The organism is Streptomyces sp. NPDC088747 (assembly GCF_044751025.1).
GTDB lineage: Bacteria > Actinomycetota > Actinomycetes > Streptomycetales > Streptomycetaceae > Streptomyces.
In genome coordinates this window covers 588,830-603,367 of sequence record NZ_JBIVKZ010000003.1, presented here as the reverse complement: position 1 = coordinate 603,367, position 14,538 = coordinate 588,830, and the positions used below count along the sequence as shown (strand labels likewise).

Sequence of the window (14,538 nt, the reverse complement as noted above, 5' to 3'; positions counted from 1 at the left end):
CCCCTCCCGGTCGGCCGATCCACTGATCGGCCGGTCACGTGAGGGGCCGTTCACCTTTCGGAAGGAAAACCATGACTGTGCTGTCGATGGACGCCGTCTCCGTCATCCGCACCAAGCGGGACCGCGGGGAACTCAGCGACGAGCAGATCGACTGGGTCATCGACGCGTACACCCGCGGCGAGGTCGCCGACTACCAGATGGCCGCCCTCAACATGGCGATCCTGCTCAACGGCATGGACCGCCGCGAGATCGCCCGCTGGACCGCCGCGATGATCGCCTCCGGCGAGCGGATGGACTTCTCGGCGCTGTCCCGCCCCACCGCCGACAAGCACTCCACCGGCGGCGTCGGCGACAAGATCACGCTCCCGCTGGCGCCCCTGGTGGCGGCCTGCGGCGCGGCGGTCCCGCAGCTGTCCGGGCGCGGTCTCGGCCACACCGGCGGAACCCTGGACAAGCTGGAGTCGATCCCCGGCTGGCGCGCACTGCTGTCGAACGAGGAGATGCTCTCCGTACTGGACGGCGTGGGCGCGGTGATCTGCGCCGCGGGCGACGGTCTGGCCCCCGCCGACAAGAAGCTGTACGCGCTCCGCGATGTCACCGGCACGGTCGAGGCCATCCCGCTGATCGCCTCCTCGATCATGTCGAAGAAGATCGCCGAGGGGACGGGCTCGCTGGTCCTGGACGTGAAGGTCGGCACCGGCGCCTTCATGAAGACGATCGAGGACGCCCGTGAGCTCGCCTCCACGATGGTCGGCCTCGGCACGGACCACGGGGTGAGGACGGTCGCGCTGCTCACGGACATGTCGACACCGCTCGGCCTGACCGCGGGCAACGCCCTTGAGGTCCGCGAGTCGGTCGAGGTCCTCGCGGGCGGCGGCCCCTCGGACGTCGTCGACCTCACCGTCGCCCTGGCCCGCGAGATGCTCGACGCGGCGGGCGTGAAGGACGCCGACCCCGCGAAGGCGCTCGCCGACGGCTCCGCGATGGACGTCTGGCGCCGCATGATCTCCGCGCAGGGCGGTGACCCCGACGCCGCGCTGCCCGTCGCACGCGAGCAGCACGTGGTGACAGCCCCGTCCTCCGGTGTCCTCACCCGCCTCGACGCCTACGACGTCGGTGTCGCCGCCTGGCGGCTGGGCGCCGGCCGCGCCCGCAAGGAGGACCCGGTCCAGGCCGGAGCGGGCGTCGAACTCCACGCCAAGCCGGGCGACACCGTCACCGAGGGACAGCCCCTCCTGACCCTCCACACGGACACCCCGGAACGCTTCGAGTACGCCCTCAGCTCCGTGGCGGGCTCCTACGACATCGCGGCCCCGGGCACGGACTACAAGGCGGCGCCTGTGGTGCTGGGGCGTATCGCCTGAGCTGCACTTCCTCGTACGGGAGAACGGGACCGGTGGACCTACGCCGGTCCCGTTCGGCATGCTGGGATCGGTGATGACCGATAGGAGACCGCCATGGGCGCACTCACCGTCAGCCAGGACCCCGAGCAGAGCTGGGACGACCTCGTCCGGTTCTGGGAGGAGATGGAATGGCCTGAGGGCAGCAAGGTGGAGATCGTTGAGGGGATCATCACCGTGTCACCCGCTCCGGCGTACCGCCACAACTTGATCGCGGAACGAATCCAGCGTCGCCTCTACTCCGTGATCCCTGACGACTGGGGAGTCTTCCAGACACTGGCCATCGCTGTGCCGTCACGTCTGGGCATGCTCATTCCGGACATCGTGGTGGCTCCGGTGCGGGAGCACACGGAGGCGGACAGTCATATCCCGGCAGCCCTGGCAGAGCTCGTCGTCGAGGTGACCTCCAGGTCCAACGCCCGGCACGACCGCATCAGCAAACCGGCCGCCTACGCCGCCGCGGGCATCCCCCTTTACCTTCTCGTCGACCGCTGGGCGCCCGACGGCCCCACCGCGACGCTCTACGGAGAACCTGAGGGTGACGTCTACCGTCCGCTCAGTACGGCCAAGTTCGGCGAGGCCATCAAGCTCCCCGCGCCCTTCGACCTGGTCATCGACACGGCTGAGTTCCCCGTTGAGTAGCGGCAGGGCGCGCCCCTGCCGATGAGTTTCGCGGCCCGCGCCGGTCTACTCACCGTGGATGCCACTACACCCGCCGTACTCGTGCTGCCCGGGCCCGTCACGCGTGATGAGGTGCCGGGGCTGTGTGACGGTGTCCGAGTGCGGCTGGAGGCGTCCGGGGGCGGGGTCGTGGTGTGTGATGTCGCGGGGCTCGGGCCGCCGGGCCTGGGGGCCGTTGACGTGCTGGCCAGGCTGCAACTCGCCGCGCGGCGGGCGGGGGGCCGGATCCGGCTGGTGAATCCGGACCCGGGCCTGCGCGCCCTACTCGACCTGGTCGGCCTCCGCTTCGAGATGGAGGGGCAGCCCGAAGAGCGGGAACCAGCGGGGAGTGTCCAGGAAGCAGTGGAACCCGGTGATCCGGCCCTTTGAGATCTCCAGCACCTGCACGGCCCAGGGCGAGAAGCCGCCCTTCTCCGGATCCGGCTTGTAGTGGGCGAAGCCGGGGAGGCCGTTGACCTCCACCGGCACCAGGCGGGAGTTCGCGCAGCCGGCGCCCAGTGTCGTCATGAAGCCGGTGATGTCCCGCGTGCCGACCAGCCACAGGTCGAACGGCGGCATCGTCATGATCGCGTCCTCGTGGAGCAGCGCCGTCAGCGCCGTCATGTCGTACCCCTCGAAGGCGGCGACATAGCGCTCCAGGAGCTTCTGCTGCTCCTCGTCGAGCGGGTCGGAGGTGGCGGCGTCCGCACCGGCCCCCTCGCTCTCCGCGAGGGTCGCGCGGGCCCGCTGGAGCGCGCTGTTGACGGACGCGACCGTCGTGCCGAGCAGCTCGGCGACCTCGGCGGCCTTCCAGGCGAGGACCTCGCGCAGGATCAGCACCGCGCGCTGCTTGGGCGGCAGTTGTTGCAGGGCGGCCATGAAGGCGAGCCGCACCGACTCCTTGGCCACCGCGGCCTCGGCCGGGTCGGTGATCTCCGGCAGGACGCGGGAGGTGGGCATCGGCTCCAGCCAGGTGTGGTCCGGGCGGGGGTTGAGCGCGGCCTGGGCCAGTGGTGACGGTGCTGTCAGGTCCATGGGGCGTGCCCTCTTGTTGCCCGCGTTCAGCATGTCCAGGCAGACGTTCGTCGCGATCCGGTACAGCCAGGAACGCATCGAGGAGCGGCCCTCGAACTTGTCGTAGCTGCGCCAGGCGCGGACCATCGTGTCCTGCACCGCGTCCTCCGCCTCGAAGGAGGAGCCGAGCATTCGGTAGCAGTACCCGGTCAGCTCGGTCCGGTGTTTCTCCAGGCGGACGTCTAGGTCCGTCGTCGTCGCTGTGCCGTCGCTCATAGCCAACCCACCCCTGTGGCCGTTTCTGCCGCGCCTTCGCGACGTACCTCGGAAGCTACCGCAGGCCACTGACAATGGCCTGGGGAGTGGGGAAAGGTGCAGGTCAGGTGGGGGCGCGGGCAGCTTCTTTCGCCCCCTCCGCCCCTGCCCGTCCCGTTCCTGGGGGCTGCGCCCCCAGACCCCCCTGTCGCGCTTCGCGCTCGTCCTCAAACGCCGGACGGGCTAAAAAATCTCTAGCGCGCCAGTGCCGGCGCGCGCCTGGCCGCGTGGGAGCCGAGCAGCGTGATCGCGACGACGCCGAGGACCGCGAGGAGGCCGAGGGAGACCGTGCCGGCCCAGCCGCCGGAGTGGAACGCCACCGCGCCGAGGGTGCTGCCCGCGCTGGAGCCGACGTAGTAGGCGGACTGGTAGAGGGCGGAGGCCTGGGCGCGTCCCGTCGTCGCCGTGTGGCTCACCGAGGACGACGCCACCGCGTGCCCCGCGAAGAAGCCCGCGGTGATCAGCACCAGACCGAGCAGGATGAGCGGCAGGACGTCGGCGAGGGAGAGCAGGAGACCGGCGGTCGTGGTACCGCCCGCCAGGTAGAGGGCACCCCGGCGGCCGAGGCGGGCGACCAGCTTCCCCGCCGTGGACGCCGACACCGTACCGACCAGGTACACCAGGAAGATCGAGCCGATGATGCCCTGGGGGAGCGAGAAGGGCGCCTCGGTGAGGCGGTAGCCGATCACGGTGTAGACGCCGCCGAAGACCATCATGAACAGCGCGCCGATCGCGTACAGCCTGCGCAGCAGCGGGTTCGAGAGGTGGCCGCGGACCGTGCGGGCCAGTACGCGCGGTCGCAGCGACCCGGCCGTGAAGTGCCGCGGAGCGGGCAGCAGCAGACGGAACGCGACCGCGCACGCCACCGCGAGCAGGCCGATCACGCCGACGGCGACCCGCCAGCCCCACTCCTGCGCGATCCAGCCGGTGATGACCCGGCCGCTCATGCCGCCGACGCTGTTGCCCGCGACGAACAGGCCGATCGCGGTGATCAGCGCCTTCGGCCTGACCTCCTCGGCCAGATACGCCGTCGCCGACGCCGGAAGCCCCGCGAGGGCCGCGCCCTGCACGGCCCGCAGCGCGATCAGCGTGCCGATCGACGGGGCGAAGGGGACCAGGAGTCCGACCGCCACGGCCACCACCAGCGACGCCGTCATCAACGTACGCCGCCCGAACCGCTCCGACAGCGCGCTCATCGGCAGCACGAACAGCGCGAGCGCGCCGGTCGCGGCCGAGACCGTCCAGCTCGCCTGGCTCGCGCTCACCGTGAACTCGTCCGAGATGAGGGGGAGCAGGGCCTGCGTGGAGTAGAGGAGCGCGAAGGTCGCGACGCCGGCGAGGAAGAGGGCGAAGCTCATCCGGCGGTAGCCGGGGCCGCCCGGCGCCAGCCGGGAGTCGGGAGCGGTGGGAGCGGGTGCGGCGGGGGAGGAGGCGGCGGGGGCGAACGGGGCGGCGTCCACGGTCGTGGACGCCCCGGTACTGGCGGAAGGCATGCTTCGAAGTTAAAGTCCCGCCACTCATCCGTCCAATGCACGAAAACGCCATAATCGTTCCCGTGATGCATGAGCAGAGGTCAGAAGCGCACCTGTCACCGTCCGGTGACACAGAAGACAGCGCGGACATGGCGAGCCTGCTGGCCCCGCGGCTCGCGTACTTCGCCGGAGTGGCCCGCACCGAGCACGTCACGCGCGCCGCGCAGGAGATGGGGGTGCCGCAGTCGACCCTGTCGCGGGCCATGGTGCGGCTCGAAAAGGACCTGGGCGTCGACCTGTTCGCGAGAAGGGGACGGACGGTCTCGCTCACCCCGGCGGGCCGTACGTTCCTCGGTTCGGTCGAACGGGCCCTCGCCGAGATCGAACGCGCCGCCGACGAGGTGCGCGCGGACGCCGACCCGGCCACCGGGAAGGTCGCCTTCGGCTTCCTGCACACGATGGGCTCGGAGACCGTCCCCGAGCTCATCCGCGCCTTCCGCGCCGACCACCCCCGGGTCCGCTTCAGCCTCGTCCAGACGTACGGCGAGGCGATGCTGGAGCGGCTGCGCTCCGGAGAGCTCGACCTCTGTCTCACCTCGCCCGTGCCGGACGCGCCCGACCTGGTGGGCCGCCGCCTCGACGAGCAGAAGCTCCGGCTCGTCGTCCCCGCCGACCACCGCCTCGCCGCCCGCAAGCGCATCCGGCTCGCCGAGGCCGCCGACGAGACCTTCGTGACCCTCGAACCCGGTTACGGTCTGCGCCGTATCACCGACGCCGTCTGCCGGGAGGCGGGCTTCAAACCGCGGGTCGCCTTCGAGGGCGAGGAGGCGGAGACCCTGCGCGGACTCGTCGCCGCCGGCCTCGGGGTGGCCCTGCTGCCGCCACCGGCCTTCGCCCGCCCGGGAGTTGTCGAGCTGACGGTCACCGCACCGCGCGCGGTCCGCGAGATCGGCGTCGCCTGGCTCGACGGCCACCCGGACACCCCGCCGGTCGCCGCGTTCAAGAAGTTCCTGCTGTCGCGGCGAGGACATCTGCTGCCCGACTGAGCCGCCCTGGACGGCCAGGGGGTGTCGTTCGGATCAGCCCGGATCCGCGACGCCCGGCACGGCACCCCCTATCGGCGCAGGGACCGTCCGAAGCCCGCCGCCAGGGGCATCCGCAGACCCAGCGGCGGCGGCGCGGCGAACGCGTCCTCGACCGGGCGGGAGAAGGAGCGGCCGAACAGCGAGCCGAGGACGAAGTCCTCGGCGAGGGAGAGGACTTCACCGCGGTGCTGTTGCAGCGCGTGCCCGTCGGAGTGGACCTCGAAGCGGCAGATGTCACGGTTGGTCTTCTTCGCGCGCGCCGCGAGGCGGAACGACAACTCCGGGTCGGTGCGCTCGTCGTTCGTGCCGTGCACGATCAGCACCCGCCGCCCGGCGAGCTGTTTCACCGGTTCGGGTGGCGCCGCCACATCCTCCTCGGGCAGCCAGGGAGCCAGCGCGAGCACGGAGTTGACGGCGGAGTGACCGCCCGCGCGCAGCGCCGCACGGCCGCCCATGTCGATGCCGACCAGGCACACGGGGACGTCTCCGTACCGGCGTACGACCTCGTCGGCGGCCCAGGACGCGTCGGCCGCCAGCTCCGCCTCGCTGCCGTTCCAGCCCCGGACCCGGTAGTGCACGACATGTGTGACCAGGCCCTCCGTGCGTCCGGCGCGGGTCAGGCGGCGCCCCAGCGCGTGGACGGAGGCGGTCGCCCACATCGAGGACGGTCTGCGGGCGGAGATCTCCTCGCCACCGGGGAGCAGCAGGACGACCCCGCTGACCGCCGTCGGCTCGGAGCCGAGTGCCCTCCCCAGCCGGGCCCTGCGAACCGGCGTCGCTTGGTGTGCCATGACAGAACAGTCTCAGAAGCGGCGGTGTACGCGACCCGTCCGCAGGGTCACCGTTACGTATCGACGGTTCTGCCCGGCGAGAGATCTACGCGCGTAGGGGCTAGAGTGCGGAAATGACGAGCCAGATCCGGAACACCCCGAGCTCGGAGCAGATCCGCCGGGCGCCCAAGGTCCTGCTGCACGATCACCTCGACGGGGGCCTGCGCCCCGGGACGATCGTCGAACTCGCCCGTGACATGGGCTATTCCGGTCTCCCCGAGACCGACCCCGACAAGCTCGGGGTCTGGTTCCGCGAGGCCGCCGACTCCGGTTCCCTGGAGCGGTATCTGGAGACCTTCGCCCACACCTGCGCCGTCATGCAGACCCGCGAGGCGCTCGTCCGGGTCGCCGCCGAGTGCGCCGAGGACCTGGCCGAGGACGGCGTCGTATACGCCGAGGTGCGTTATGCGCCCGAACAGCACCTGGAGGCCGGGCTCAGCCTCGAAGAAGTCGTCGAGGCGGTCAACGAGGGCTTCCGGGAGGGCGAGCGGCGGGCCCGCGAGAACGGCCACCGTATCCGCGTCGGCGCGCTGCTCACCGCCATGCGGCACGCCGCCCGCTCCCTGGAGATCGCCGAACTCGCCAACCGCTACCGGGACCTGGGTGTCGTCGGTTTCGACATCGCGGGTGCAGAGGCCGGCTTCCCGCCCACCCGGCACCTCGACGCGTTCGAGTACCTCAAGCGCGAGAACAACCACTTCACCATCCACGCCGGAGAGGCCTTCGGGCTTCCCTCGATCTGGCAGGCGCTCCAGTGGTGCGGCGCCGACCGGCTCGGGCACGGGGTGCGGATCATCGACGACATCAAGGTCCAGGAGGACGGCTCCGTCCAGCTCGGACGGCTCGCCTCCTACGTACGGGACAAGCGCATCCCCCTGGAGCTGTGCCCCAGCTCCAACCTGCAGACCGGCGCCGCCGACTCCTACGCCGCCCACCCGATCGGGCTGCTGCGGCGGCTGCATTTCCGCGCGACGGTTAATACGGACAACCGACTGATGTCCGGTACCAGCATGAGTCTGGAATTCGAGCACCTTGTCGACGCGTTCGGTTATTCGCTCGACGACATGCAGTGGTTCTCTGTCAATGCTATGAAGTCAGCATTCATTCCTTTCGATGAACGACTGGCCATGATCAATGACGTGATCAAGCCCGGGTACGCCGAACTGAAGTCCGCCTGGCTGTTCCAGCAGACCGCTTCCACCAGCGGTTCTGTGGAGGACGAGGGCTGAAGGGGCGGGGCGGGAAGCGGCCGGTTCTTCACTTGTTCTCCATGACTCGGCCTTTTCCCGATGTTTGCGGAAGGCCGCTTTGCGTGTTTACGGTCTGGGACCGCTCACATCCCTGTCTCACGTATCCAAGGACGCGTTCAAGATGAAGCAGTCTGCTGCCAAGACCCTCGGTGTCGCCGCTCTCGGTGCCGCTTTCGCCGCCGCGGGCGCGGGTGCCGCGAATGCCGCGCCGGCCGCTCCGGACCTCTCGTCCCCCCTGGACACCGTCACCGCGACGCTGCCCGCGGAGAACGTGGCCAAGGCGCTCCCCGGCGCGGGCGAGGCGCTCACCCAGGGACAGAGCGCGCTCGGCGCGGGTGTGGCCGCCGCGGGACCGGCCGCCGCCCGCGTCCTCGCCGACGGTCCGACCGCGCCGGTGGCGGGGCTGCTCGGCGGCCTGCCGCTGCAGGGCCTGCCCACCCACGGCCTGCCGGTGAACGGCGTGCCGCTCGGCTGAGGCGGTCGCACGGACGAACGCCGGTGGGGCGCACCCGATCAGGGGTGCGCCCCACCGGCGTTTCGCCGTGCGGTGGTGCGACTACGCGGTCATCCGTCCACGCGGTCGTGTGGCTACCAGGACGTGGCGCGGGCCTTGTCCTCCGAGGGGAACAGGAACCACAGCGCGATGTAGAGCAGGAACTGCGGGCCGGGAAGCAGACACGACACGACGAAGATCACGCGCATCGTGGTCGCGGAGGTGCCGAAGCGCTGTGCCAGCGCTGCGCACACTCCGCCGATCATGCGGCCGTTGGTCGGGCGGGCAATGGCGCTCATCGGGGCTCCTTCGCGAACCGTGGGCCAGGCGACCTGTCCGCCGTGGCGGCGGGACTCCGTGGCCCTGTGGCTGAGTGACTCTTTGCCTGAGTGACTCTGTGCCTACAAAGCTACGGAAGCGGGGCGGCCGGAGCGTCGCCCTACGGTGCGATCCCGACCCTGGGAATCGTCGGGGTCCGCCCCTGAGCGGTGTCCTCCCGCTGGAGCACGGCCCGTCGTCGCCTCTCCGCCCGGCGGCGTAGTCCGGACCGGACGGCGGGTACGACCGCGAGGTGGGCCAGCGCGACACCGGCCGTGTTGAGCAGCAGGGAGTCGACGTCCACCACCTGACCGGGCACCCCGGTCTGCAGGAGCTCGATGCCCAGCGAGAGCAGCGCGCCCGCGGCGACCGTCCGCACGAGCGAGCCGAGCGGTGAGACGGCGAGCTTCCCGCCGGCCATCGGGAGCAGGAGCCCCAGCGGGGCCAGCAGCGCCAGGCCCTCGCCGATCCGGCAGGCCGCCTCCCGCGGGCTCAGCGCCAGATCCGCCCTGATGCCGGCGAAGGGCCGCAGGTTGGCGGCGCTCACCCAGGGCACGTCCAGGGGGCGCAGGGTGATCCAGGCGACGAGCACGAGGTGCGCGACGAGGAGGAGACCTCCTGCCACCCGGACGCGGATCGCGGCACTGCCGCCGCCTGAACCTTCACGCTGCACGTTCCCCAAGACGCGGGGTGCGGCGCGATCGGTTCCGCCCCGATGGGGAGGTTGGGGCTGAGGCATACGCCACACCCGCGTTCGCGGCGGACGCCGACTCCCCGGAACTCAGCGCTCCACGCTTGTCGAGGGCGGCGACTGGGTGCCCGGAGCGGAACGCACCTCGCCGGTGCACTCATAGCGCTTGAGCTGGCTGGTCTCCGGGCCGCCGAGGATGACCGAGCCGTCGTCCTGGGCCGCCGCCGACTCGGCGAAGGTGCACACGATCTGGGCGAGGGCGAACCGGGTGAGGTCGTCCGGCGGCGTGCTCAGCCGCAGGGTGTCCTCGGGATCCCTGGGCTCGGGACCGCTCACCGTCATGCCGCCGCGTACGTCCGTGGCGTAACCTGCCTGCCGCTCGGCCGCCGAGGGCGTCTCGGCTAGCTCGTCCAGCAGCCCCTGGGCCACCAGGACGCGCCGTGCCGCCTCCGCCGTACCGGCCGGGATGCCCACGGACCGGTCGACCGTGACCAGTTGCGCGGAACAGAGCAGGAAGACCTGGACCGGGACGCCGCCCGAGGTCTGGGTGGAGATCTCGCCCGACAGGGCGCACGGGACCCGGGAGGGCGCCGGGCCGAAGTCCGTGGGCACCTGGGTGGGGCGGATGCCGCAGCCCGCGAGCAGCGCGGCCAGCAGGCCGAGGGCCGCCCACGGACGGACGGACCGTCGTCGTACGGTCGTCATCCGGCGGTCGCCTCCGTGCCGTTCCCGTTCGCGTTCTCGTCCCCGCCGCGGTCGCCGGGGTCGTCGGCGAGCACCTCGGACGCGTCCCGCGGGAGGCGGAGCGTGAAGACGGCACCGCCCTTGGGCGAGTTCGCCGCGGTGATCTCGCCGCCGTGGATGTGCGCGTTCTCCAGGGCGATGGACAGCCCGAGACCGCTGCCCTCCGACCGGGGGCGGGACGCGCTCGCCTTGTAGAAACGGTCGAAGACGTGCGGCAGTACGTCCTCGGGGATGCCGGGACCGTGGTCCTGGACCTCGATCACCAGGGCGTCGGCCTCCTCGCGCACCGAGACCCGGACCGGCGAGCCGCCGTGCTTGAGCGCGTTGCCGATCAGGTTCGCCAGGATCACGTCCAGGCGGCGCGGGTCCAGGCGCACCATCACCCCGCGCTCGGCGTCCAGTTCCACCGCGTCCAGCCAGGCGCGCGCGTCGATGCACGAGGTGATCAGGTCGGCGATGTCCAGTTCGTCCAGCACGAGCCGGGCGGTGCCCGCGTCGAAGCGGGTGACCTCCATGAGGTTCTCGACCAGGTCGTTGAGCCGGCGGGTCTCGCTGACCACGAGCCGTACGGCCGGTTCGATCATCGGGTCGACGCTGCCGGTCTCCGCGTCCAGTTCCTCTTCCAGGATCTCGGTGACGGCGGTGATCGCGGTGAGCGGCGTACGGAGTTCGTGGGACATGTCCGCCACGAAGCGGCGCGAGGCCTCGTCGCGGGCGCTCATGTCCGCGACCCGCTTCTCCAGCGCCTGCGCGGTGTGGTTGAACGTCCGGGAAAGATCGGCGAGTTCGTCCGTGCCGGAGACCCGCAGCCGGGTGTCGAGCTTGCCCTCGCCGAGCCTGCGGGCCGCGATGCCGAGGCGGTGGACCGGCTTGAGGACCGTGGTCGCGGCGGCCTGCGCCAGCAGCGCCGAGCCGATCAGCGCCAGACCGGTCGCGATACCCAGGGACCAGGCGAGGGAGTTGAGGTCCTTCGCCTCCGGTTCCAGGGACTTGAGCATGTAACCGGTCGTGGTGCCGCCGATCACCCTGGCGCCGCCCACCAGATACGGCTTGTCGTCGTCGGTGACACGCTGCCAGTACAGGTGGTAGGCCGACTTGTTGTTCGAGGAGATCCGCTGCTCCTTGTTCACCGCCTTCTGGAGGGACTTGGGCACGTCCTCCAGCGTGAAGGTGTCCAGCGCGGAGTTGCCGGTGATCCGCCTGCCGTCGGCGTCCTCGGCGACCAGGAGCACGCTGAAGCGCTGGCTGCTGGCCGACATCTGCCCGGCCGTGCGCTGGAGTTCGGCCTGCGCCGGGTTCACCGGGAGCATGCTCGCGCGGTTGTTCATCTCCTGCTGGAAGTCACGCAGCACCGCGTCCTGCGTACGGGTCAGCACCGCCTCGCGGTTGAGCCAGTACGCGATGCCCGACGCCGACACGGCCGCCGTGAGCGCGACGAGTCCGAACACCACCACCAGGCGCAGCCGCAGACTGGTGAAGCGCAGCCCGGACAGGATCGCCCTGCGCGCCGCGGCCCAGCCGCGGAGCTTGTCCTGCGGTTTGGTCACTGAGGATTGTCCAGCCGGTAGCCGACTCCCCGGACGGTACGGATGAGCGTGGGTGAGGAGGGCACGTCCTCGACCTTGGCGCGCAGCCGCTGCACGCACGCGTCGACCAGACGTGAGTCGCCCAGGTAGTCGTGCTCCCAGACCAGCCGCAGCAACTGCTGGCGCGACAGGGCCTGTCCGGGCCTGCGGCTCAGCTCAAGGAGCAACCGCAGCTCGGTGGGCGTCAGTTGCAGGTCCTCGCCGTTCTTGGTGACCGTCATGGCGGCGCGGTCGATGACCAGGGACCCGAAGGACGCCGAGTCGTTCGCCTCACGCTCGCCGCGGCGCAGCACGGCACGGATCCGGGCGTCGAGCACCCGGCCCTGCACGGGCTTGACGACATAGTCGTCGGCACCGGACTCAAGACCCACCACGACGTCGATGTCGTCGCTGCGCGCGGTCAGCAGGATGATCGGCAGCTGATCGGTGCGCCGGATGCGCCGGCACACCTCGAATCCGTCGATGCCCGGCAGCATCACGTCCAGCACGATCAGGTCCGGCCGCTGCTCACGCAGCAGCTTCAGACCGTCCTCGCCGGTGGCAGCGGTGGCGACACGGTGCCCCTGGCGCGTCAGCGACAGCTCCAGGGCCGTGCGAATGGCGTCGTCGTCTTCGATCAGCAACAGGGAAGGCACGAACGTCATTCTGGCCCATCGAACGGCGGTGTATCGACCTCCCCCGAACTTCGTTCGGGGGGATCCGGTGCAGCCGCCCGTCTCCCGCGCGCGAGGAGTCCTCGGATCGGTCGTCCGCGTAGCGCTACCGCTCTTCTCTGTGACCGGTCTTTCCCCCCGCCGTGCCGCGCCTGCGAACGGCCCCTGTGACAGGTCTGTGACAGTCGGCGGACACCGTCATGAAGTGGCCCGGGCAAGCTTTTCGACACGAGCAGGACAGCACGACGGACGAACCGAAGAACCGGGACTCCACGACGGGGGGCGCGAGATGAACACGCTGCACAGCACCAGCACTAGCGCAGTTGTCACGCGTCTTCACGACGTCACCGTCTCCCGGAACACGGAGAAGTCCGGTGCCGTGAGCGGGCGGGGGTGCGCTCGCGGCACCGGGCGTCAGCACACCGGGTCGTACATGACGGTGGTTGACGCGGGGGGACAGGCTCACGGGGGAGCCGCGTACGGGGAGGCCACAGGGGAGCGGCACTCGGTGTCGGAGGCGGAGTTCACCGCCTACGTCAAGGAGCGCCGCGCCTCCCTGTACGCAACCGCCTACCACCTGACCGGTGACCGCTTCGAGGCCGAGGACCTGCTGCAGAGCGCGCTGTTCTCGACGTACCGCGCCTGGGACCGGATCAGTGACAAGGCCGCGGTCGGGGGCTACCTCCGCCGCACCATGACCAATCTGCACATCAGCGCGTGGCGCCGCCGCAAGCTGAACGAGTACCCGACCGAGGAACTGCCGGAGACCGCCGGTGACACGGACGCGATGCGCGGCACCGAACTGCGCGCCGTGCTGTGGCAGGCGCTCGCCCGGCTGCCCGAACTCCAGCGCACCATGCTGGTCCTGCGCTACTACGAGGGCCGCACGGACCCGGAGATCGCGGAGATCCTCGACATCAGTGTCGGCACGGTGAAGTCCAGCATCTGGCGGTCGTTGCGCCGGATGCGTGAGGACGAGGTCCTCAGCTTCGGACGTGACGAGGAGGAGTCCTTCGGGGAGTTGGTCGCCTGAAGGTCTGGGGGGAAACCGCGGGGGGAGCGGTTCCGGGGGGAACCGAACGGGGTCGGGGGACCCCACCGAGGCCGGGGGGCCTCGGAGCGGTACGGGGTCGGGGGACCCCGGGCACGACAGGGTCGGGGGGCCCTGAGCACGACAGGGTCGGGGGGCCCTGAGCACGACAGGGCCGGGGGGCCCTGAGCACAACGGGGGAAACGGGAAAGGTCCAGGCGGACGGGGGGTCCGCCTGGACCTCTTTTCGTTGGCCGGGAACCGGCGCCCTCGTCGTGCGGGTCGGTCCGTCCGCGCCGTTACGCCGCGGCCTCGCGCGCGGCCGCGCACCGGCCGGCCGCCGCCGCGGTCAGCCGGCCCAGGGCCTCGTCCTTGTCGCAGGGGTGCGCGCCCAGGGCGGTCTGGCGGGCCACGATGGAGCGCTCGGCGCGCATCAGCCGCCAGCCGCGGCGCATCAGGAAGAGGACCGACTTGCGGCCCTCCCGCAGATCCCGCAGGAAGCGCCGGCGGAACGTCGTCACGGGGCCGCGGGACAGGCACAGCGCGTCGGCCAGCAGCCCCAGCTCCCGGCAGCGCCCGACGATCTCGGCGGCGAAGATGCCCTCCGCGATGAACAGCGGAGTCCGCTCGATGCGCAGCGCCTCCCTGCCCGTACGGGCGCTCAGCGAGATGTCGTACACGGGGACGGTCGTACGGCCCGTGCGGCACAGCTCCTCGATCGCGGTGACCGCGGCGCTCGCGTCCCAGGACAGCGGGTGGTCCCAGTCGATGTCCGCGCTGTCCTCCACCAGGGGCAGCGTCGGATCCGTGCCTTCCTTGTAGAAGTCGTCGAGGCGGAGCACGGGGAGGCCGGAGTCGGCCGCGAGAAGGGACTTCCCGGAGCCGGAGGGGCCACAGAGCAGCACCACACGGGCGGGTATCGGGGGATGGGAACCCAATTCTCTGTACCTTCTGTGACTCGACCTGGCCTCGCCGCCTGCCGGCGACGTCCCGGACA

The 14,538-nt window shown here is 71.0% G+C and carries 16 protein-coding genes; 7 read left to right on the top strand and 9 right to left on the bottom strand.

The annotated features are described in order from the left end of the window. The first annotated feature begins 86 nt into the window (after positions 1–86). From ACIP79_RS11070 to ACIP79_RS11060, 3 genes are all read left to right on the top strand, one after another. Positions 87–1,364, top strand: a complete 1,278-nt coding sequence (locus ACIP79_RS11070) for a thymidine phosphorylase (RefSeq protein ID WP_401222123.1) — start codon at positions 87–89, stop codon at positions 1,362–1,364. Positions 1,365–1,457: 93 nt separating this feature from the next. Beyond that, the gene (locus ACIP79_RS11065; protein ID WP_401221965.1) at positions 1,458–2,042 is read left to right on the top strand and encodes a Uma2 family endonuclease; all 585 of its coding nucleotides are present in this window, start codon (positions 1,458–1,460) and stop codon (positions 2,040–2,042) included. A gap of 21 nt (positions 2,043–2,063) precedes the next feature. Further along, positions 2,064–2,450, top strand: a complete 387-nt coding sequence (locus ACIP79_RS11060; RefSeq protein ID WP_401221964.1) for an STAS domain-containing protein — start codon at positions 2,064–2,066, stop codon at positions 2,448–2,450. Here ACIP79_RS11060 and ACIP79_RS11055 read toward each other — a convergent pair. Beyond that, a complete protein-coding gene (locus ACIP79_RS11055) occupies positions 2,343–3,350 on the bottom strand; it encodes a sigma-70 family RNA polymerase sigma factor (protein WP_401221963.1) in 1,008 nt (335 codons plus the stop codon). The two genes, ACIP79_RS11060 and ACIP79_RS11055, sit on opposite strands and share 108 nt — an antisense overlap. A gap of 233 nt (positions 3,351–3,583) precedes the next feature. Next, positions 3,584–4,882, bottom strand: coding sequence for an MFS transporter (locus ACIP79_RS11050; protein ID WP_401221961.1), 1,299 nt, complete (start codon positions 4,880–4,882; stop codon positions 3,584–3,586). Between the two features lie 65 nt (positions 4,883–4,947). Here ACIP79_RS11050 and ACIP79_RS11045 point away from each other — a divergent pair, with 65 nt between their 5' ends. After that, entirely contained in the window at positions 4,948–5,907 is a 960-nt protein-coding gene (locus ACIP79_RS11045) for a LysR substrate-binding domain-containing protein (protein ID WP_401222122.1), read from the top strand. 68 nt (positions 5,908–5,975) lie between these two features. Here the strand turns inward: ACIP79_RS11045 and ACIP79_RS11040 are convergent, their stop codons facing one another. Continuing rightward, positions 5,976–6,737 (bottom strand): alpha/beta fold hydrolase, encoded by a 762-nt coding sequence (locus ACIP79_RS11040; protein WP_401221959.1) that lies wholly within the window; start codon positions 6,735–6,737, stop codon positions 5,976–5,978. Positions 6,738–6,850: 113 nt separating this feature from the next. Between ACIP79_RS11040 and ACIP79_RS11035 the strand changes: the two genes are divergently transcribed. Next, complete coding sequence (locus tag ACIP79_RS11035) at positions 6,851–8,005, top strand: adenosine deaminase (RefSeq protein WP_387187194.1); 1,155 nt, start codon at positions 6,851–6,853, stop codon at positions 8,003–8,005. A 142-nt stretch (positions 8,006–8,147) separates the two neighbouring features. After that, on the top strand, positions 8,148–8,501 hold the full coding sequence (locus tag ACIP79_RS11030; RefSeq protein ID WP_401221958.1) for an ATP-binding protein: 354 nt from the start codon (positions 8,148–8,150) through the stop codon (positions 8,499–8,501). Positions 8,502–8,614: 113 nt separating this feature from the next. Here the strand turns inward: ACIP79_RS11030 and ACIP79_RS11025 are convergent, their stop codons facing one another. The 5 genes from ACIP79_RS11025 to afsQ1 form a co-directional block, all read right to left on the bottom strand. Then, positions 8,615–8,818 carry a PspC domain-containing protein gene (locus ACIP79_RS11025; RefSeq protein WP_383683221.1) on the bottom strand — a complete coding sequence of 68 codons (204 nt, stop codon included), beginning with the start codon at positions 8,816–8,818 and terminating at the stop codon, positions 8,615–8,617. Positions 8,819–8,958: 140 nt separating this feature from the next. Then, the gene (locus ACIP79_RS11020; protein ID WP_401221955.1) at positions 8,959–9,510 is read right to left on the bottom strand and encodes a VanZ family protein; all 552 of its coding nucleotides are present in this window, start codon (positions 9,508–9,510) and stop codon (positions 8,959–8,961) included. Positions 9,511–9,618: 108 nt separating this feature from the next. After that, the gene (locus ACIP79_RS11015; protein WP_401221954.1) at positions 9,619–10,233 is read right to left on the bottom strand and encodes a hypothetical protein; all 615 of its coding nucleotides are present in this window, start codon (positions 10,231–10,233) and stop codon (positions 9,619–9,621) included. After that, positions 10,230–11,819 (bottom strand): ATP-binding protein, encoded by a 1,590-nt coding sequence (locus ACIP79_RS11010; RefSeq protein ID WP_401221952.1) that lies wholly within the window; start codon positions 11,817–11,819, stop codon positions 10,230–10,232. Before ACIP79_RS11010 ends, ACIP79_RS11015 begins: the two co-directional genes overlap by 4 nt. Next, on the bottom strand, positions 11,816–12,493 hold the full coding sequence (gene afsQ1 / locus ACIP79_RS11005; RefSeq protein WP_037625670.1) for a two-component system response regulator AfsQ1: 678 nt from the start codon (positions 12,491–12,493) through the stop codon (positions 11,816–11,818). Before afsQ1 ends, ACIP79_RS11010 begins: the two co-directional genes overlap by 4 nt. A 307-nt stretch (positions 12,494–12,800) precedes the next feature. Between afsQ1 and ACIP79_RS11000 the strand changes: the two genes are divergently transcribed. Then, the gene (locus tag ACIP79_RS11000; RefSeq protein WP_383683228.1) at positions 12,801–13,544 is read left to right on the top strand and encodes a SigE family RNA polymerase sigma factor; all 744 of its coding nucleotides are present in this window, start codon (positions 12,801–12,803) and stop codon (positions 13,542–13,544) included. Between the two features lie 296 nt (positions 13,545–13,840). Here ACIP79_RS11000 and ACIP79_RS10995 read toward each other — a convergent pair whose 3' ends face one another. After that, on the bottom strand, positions 13,841–14,479 hold the full coding sequence (locus tag ACIP79_RS10995; protein ID WP_401221950.1) for a uridine kinase: 639 nt from the start codon (positions 14,477–14,479) through the stop codon (positions 13,841–13,843). Positions 14,480–14,538 lie beyond the last annotated feature (59 nt).